This is a genomic window from Waterburya sp., from assembly GCF_058530065.1.
Genome location: NZ_JBZNBU010000224.1, coordinates 1 through 4027, shown reverse-complemented (window position 1 = coordinate 4027; position 4027 = coordinate 1). Strand labels below are relative to the sequence as shown.

6 protein-coding genes and 1 tRNA gene are annotated in these 4027 nt (G+C 38.4%); 3 read left to right on the top strand and 4 right to left on the bottom strand.

The window, feature by feature from the left end:
* Positions 1–152: 152 nt before the first annotated feature.
* Positions 153–224, bottom strand: a tRNA-Pro gene (locus AC33VI_RS13765).
* Positions 225–360: 136 nt separating this feature from the next.
* Positions 361–1149: a YwqG family protein gene (locus AC33VI_RS13760; protein WP_491782841.1), complete on the bottom strand. Its 789-nt coding sequence runs from the start codon at positions 1147–1149 to the stop codon at positions 361–363.
* Between the two features lie 42 nt (positions 1150–1191).
* Here AC33VI_RS13760 and AC33VI_RS13755 point away from each other — a divergent pair, with 42 nt between their 5' ends.
* Complete coding sequence (locus AC33VI_RS13755; protein ID WP_491782840.1) at positions 1192–1488, top strand: hypothetical protein; 297 nt, start codon at positions 1192–1194, stop codon at positions 1486–1488.
* Positions 1489–1693: 205 nt separating this feature from the next.
* Here AC33VI_RS13755 and AC33VI_RS13750 read toward each other — a convergent pair whose 3' ends face one another.
* Together AC33VI_RS13750 and AC33VI_RS13745 are read right to left on the bottom strand one after the other, a co-directional pair.
* A complete protein-coding gene (locus tag AC33VI_RS13750; protein WP_491782839.1) occupies positions 1694–2314 on the bottom strand; it encodes an ImmA/IrrE family metallo-endopeptidase in 621 nt (206 codons plus the stop codon).
* Between the two features lie 34 nt (positions 2315–2348).
* The gene (locus tag AC33VI_RS13745) at positions 2349–2690 is read right to left on the bottom strand and encodes a helix-turn-helix domain-containing protein (RefSeq protein ID WP_491782838.1); all 342 of its coding nucleotides are present in this window, start codon (positions 2688–2690) and stop codon (positions 2349–2351) included.
* A 108-nt stretch (positions 2691–2798) separates the two neighbouring features.
* On the opposite strand from AC33VI_RS13745, the gene AC33VI_RS13740 reads away from it, so the two are divergent.
* Together AC33VI_RS13740 and AC33VI_RS13735 are read left to right on the top strand one after the other, a co-directional pair.
* Positions 2799–3440, top strand: coding sequence for an RNA ligase family protein (locus AC33VI_RS13740; protein WP_491782837.1), 642 nt, complete (start codon positions 2799–2801; stop codon positions 3438–3440).
* Positions 3441–3457: 17 nt separating this feature from the next.
* A partial coding sequence (locus tag AC33VI_RS13735) for an HD domain-containing protein (protein ID WP_491782836.1) occupies positions 3458–4027 on the top strand: 570 nt, incomplete at its 3' end.

The window sequence follows — 4027 nt, the reverse complement described above, 5'->3', positions numbered from 1 at the left end:
TCTGAACATTTTAGCCCTTGGGCAAAGGGTTTTCGCTTGTGGAGATACCTCTGGTAGGGATGGGTCTTTGACCGATCTAGCTATGTATCGCTGAAGCAAGAATCCCCCGAATTTAGCGTAGCGGATTCGGGGGAGTGTCAAGGGCTATGGTATCGGGATGACAGGATTTGAACCTGCGACTTCTGCTTCCCGAAAACAGCACTCTCCCCCTGAGCTACATCCCGATTATGTTATGTATACTGAGGTTTTCAGCAATTCAACACTGTTTGATTATAGCGTATACAATTTGAAGTCAGGGCTGATTTGGGGCAAAATTGGGGCAATTTTATATACTTAAATCGATCAATTTTTGAGAATTTATTAGGTGCAATCCCAATGGTATAAGATATGGGAAAAATTTAACTCGATTAGATCTGAGTGTCTAATAAAAAAGTTGGCAATTCCCAAGTCTCCCCATAAAATATCAATATTGTTCTGGCGATCGCTATTTATTTGTAACAACAAAATATATGGCTCGCCTTTTTTAAGGTCAAAACGGGGATCGTCTTGAGTAAAGTTAGGATAGCCCAGCAATTTGTGTTCTGGATGCTCGAATTTTTGCCAATATAAATCAAAAAGTTCGTCACCCAAATCATCGTCTTCAAAAAGCTCGAATTGATAATCGCTACTACTAATAGGAGAAGATGCGATCGCAAATTCTAAACCGCTAGATCCCGTGATGGGAAGATTGTATTTTTCTGGTTGGGGTAAAAAACTAAAATCTGTAATTAATTCTGCTTCTTTTAAACTAATATCCTCAAAATAAATAACTCTAAATTTATCCTGTTTGGTAGGATTGCCTAAATCGCAACCATACATTCCATCTGAGGCTAAATAAAATTGCAAAATGCCTTTAGCTGGTAATCCTTCAAGCTTTGGAACTTCGGCAAAATTAATCTGTGCCAATAAATAGAGATATTCTCCATCATGACTTTGAGGATAGTCAAAATCTTGGGGCAGATAGGGCAATCCGCCAAATTTACTTTGCCACAATGTAAGATCTTTGTTATCTGTTAATTTTATTTTGATGTAGGGTTTAATTGTTGCTTCAATTGCATCGCGATAAAATTCTAATTCTGGGGATAATTCTAGTTTTAGTTTATCGTCCATAATATTTCATTATGATTATATCTTTATTTTATAAAAGCCAAAATGAACCCCAAACTAGCCCAAGGAATTAAAATTACCTCTATTGTTTTTATTACTGGTGCGATCGCTTTAGAAATATTCAATCTTTTTTTATACTTTCAGGATCGCACTTTACCCAGCAATCTTATCCCTGTTTTCTGGTTGGGTAAAGTTGCTCTAATTGCTCATGGTGTAGAAGGTATTATGGCAGCTATTAATGCCACTTCTCGCGATCGCAATCCCCTGACTTATGGCATCTATACTTTCTTTGTCGGCTTTGTCGGCTTACAAGAGTTATTTGCCGATAAAAATGAGATTTAATTACTGACCTTACGCAGTACGTACCAAAAATTAGTGTTGTTAGTTGTTAGTTGTTAGTTGTTAGTTGTTAGTTGAATACCTACTACCTGCTATCTACTATCTACTACCTGCTATCTACTACCTGCTATCTACTACCCACTACCCACTACCCACTACCTACTACCTGCCAATCATAAATCAACAAGTGCGTAACATCAGTTAATTACTATTTTTTCAAATAAATTTTGCGAGTATCGCTGTCGAGATAAATCCAGCCCAAATCCTGTAGACGAGTGGTTAGGTTAGAAATAGTTACTCCCAAATCCTCGGCAATTTGATACAAATTACGCCATCTCGTTAGATCCTTGTCTTGAGTTAATTCTGTTAAAATATGCTGAGGCATTAACAAGCATCCTGCAAAGTATTGTGCCTGCCACTCAATCCTAGCCAAATTACTGCTACGACAAAGGAAAGGCTGCACTCTTACACCCACACCTTTTTGATTGAGTCTGATGTAACTCTCCACTTTTTCAGTATCGATATGTAATACCCAATGACCAATTTCATGGGCGATGGTTGACTCGCCAAATCCCCCTCTCAGTTGAGGGATATTTTCGTTTATCTCAATTAATTTTTCTAGGGGTAAAATTCTAGCGGCGATCGCACCTTCTTCATCTTCGGGAATGGTGTCCCAAACAATATCTAAATCGAGGAATTCTGCAATTACGCTAGCATCTACTGGTAATTCGGGTTCGTCGCCCGATTCTGCCATTTTAAGCCAAATATCCAAAGCACGAGCTTCTATATCGAGTTTGGAGATAAATTGAAAAGGACGAAAAACGCTCACGCCTTATCTTTCTCCTGCACTATTAATTAACTAATTAACTTTCTTGATTGGAAGCTTCGCGGAATACTCTTTGAGCGAATTCGGGGTTTTCTCTCATGCGACGAAACAAAGCGGGCATTTCTTTGTAATGCTGCTTGAGCAAATCTTCTTCCTGGTGGGGAATTCTTCCTGCCAAGAAAATCAATTCTTCTTCGTTCAATTCTAAATGCTTTGCCAAACCGCGAATTACATCTTCTTTCGGTGCATAATCGGCGCGATTATTTTCTAATTTAGATAAATAAGTAAAATCGATTTTTAATAATTTTGCCAATTCTCTTTGAGAAAACTTACGTTCTTTTCTAGCTTGACGAATTAATGTACCAAAACCATTATCCACTTTTCCAAATTCCTAGTTAACTAATTGTTTACTTACATCATAGTTTAGCTTGAATAAACAATCAACGACGAAAACCTCATTTTTTCCTCAATTACTAAATTTAATTATATGTATTCTCAACGCTATAAATATCCTCGCACCCCCCACTTAAGCTTTTCTCCTGGGGTGAGTAGCGACGATTTAAAACTAGATCGGGACAAATTATTTAATCACCAACAAGTAGTAGTTACCGAAAAATTAGACGGAGAAAATACTTCTATTTATGCCGACTACATTCACGCGCGATCGATCGACAGTCGCCACCATCCATCGAGGGCTTGGGTAAAAGCCTTACAAGCTTCTCTTAGTAATGATATTCCCCAAGGCTGGCGCATCTGTGGTGAAAATCTTTATGCCCGACATTCCATTGCTTATGACAATTTAAGCAGCTATTTTTATGTATTTGCTATTTGGGATCGAGATAACAATTGTTTGAGTTGGGCGGATACTCAAGAGTGGGCAGAAATCTTGAGTTTAGAAGTACCAAAAGTTATTTATGAAGGTATTTGGGATGAAGCCAAAATTAGAGCGATCGCCGCTAATTTAGATCTTGATACTTGTGAAGGTTTTGTGGTTAGAAATACAGAGCAATTTCATTACAATGATTTTGCCCAAAATATAGCCAAATGGGTGCGCCCCCACCACGTCCAAACTAACGAACATTGGATGTATAAGGAGGTGATTCCCAATCAGTTAATGAGTAATAAGTAGTAAGTAGTAAGTATAAGATGAAATTTTTACAACAGATTTTAGAAGGTGCAACGCCGAATATTGACGAATTTGTCGAGCATTTGGGCGATCGCATTCCCCTATTGAAAGAATATAAATCTACTCCTCAAGATCCAGAATGGCACGCTGAAGGAGATGTCCATATTCATGTTGGTATGGTATTGAATGAGACTTATAAAATCTTAAATCAAGAAGCCCGTCATTTAGACTCAAAGCGTCGTCTGAGTTTAATTTTAGGGGCATTGCTGCACGATATAGCCAAACCTTTAACTACCAAAGAGCAAGAGATCCAAGGTATTATTCGCACTGTTGCCCCCCGACACGCCAGTAAAGGTAGATCTTATCTCGCACCCAAGTTAATGGGCTTGGGTTTGCCTTATGAGGTGGTAGAAACTACTTTGGGTTTGGTGGGTTACCATCACGATCCTAAACAGTTGGTGACTCAAGATAAAGCAGCGGGAAAATATAAAAGAATCGCTCGATTAGCCGATCCAGAATTACTTTATTGGCTGGAATTAGCAGATATTCGCGGTAGAGAATGTCGGGATAAACAGCAGCAATTAGACTAT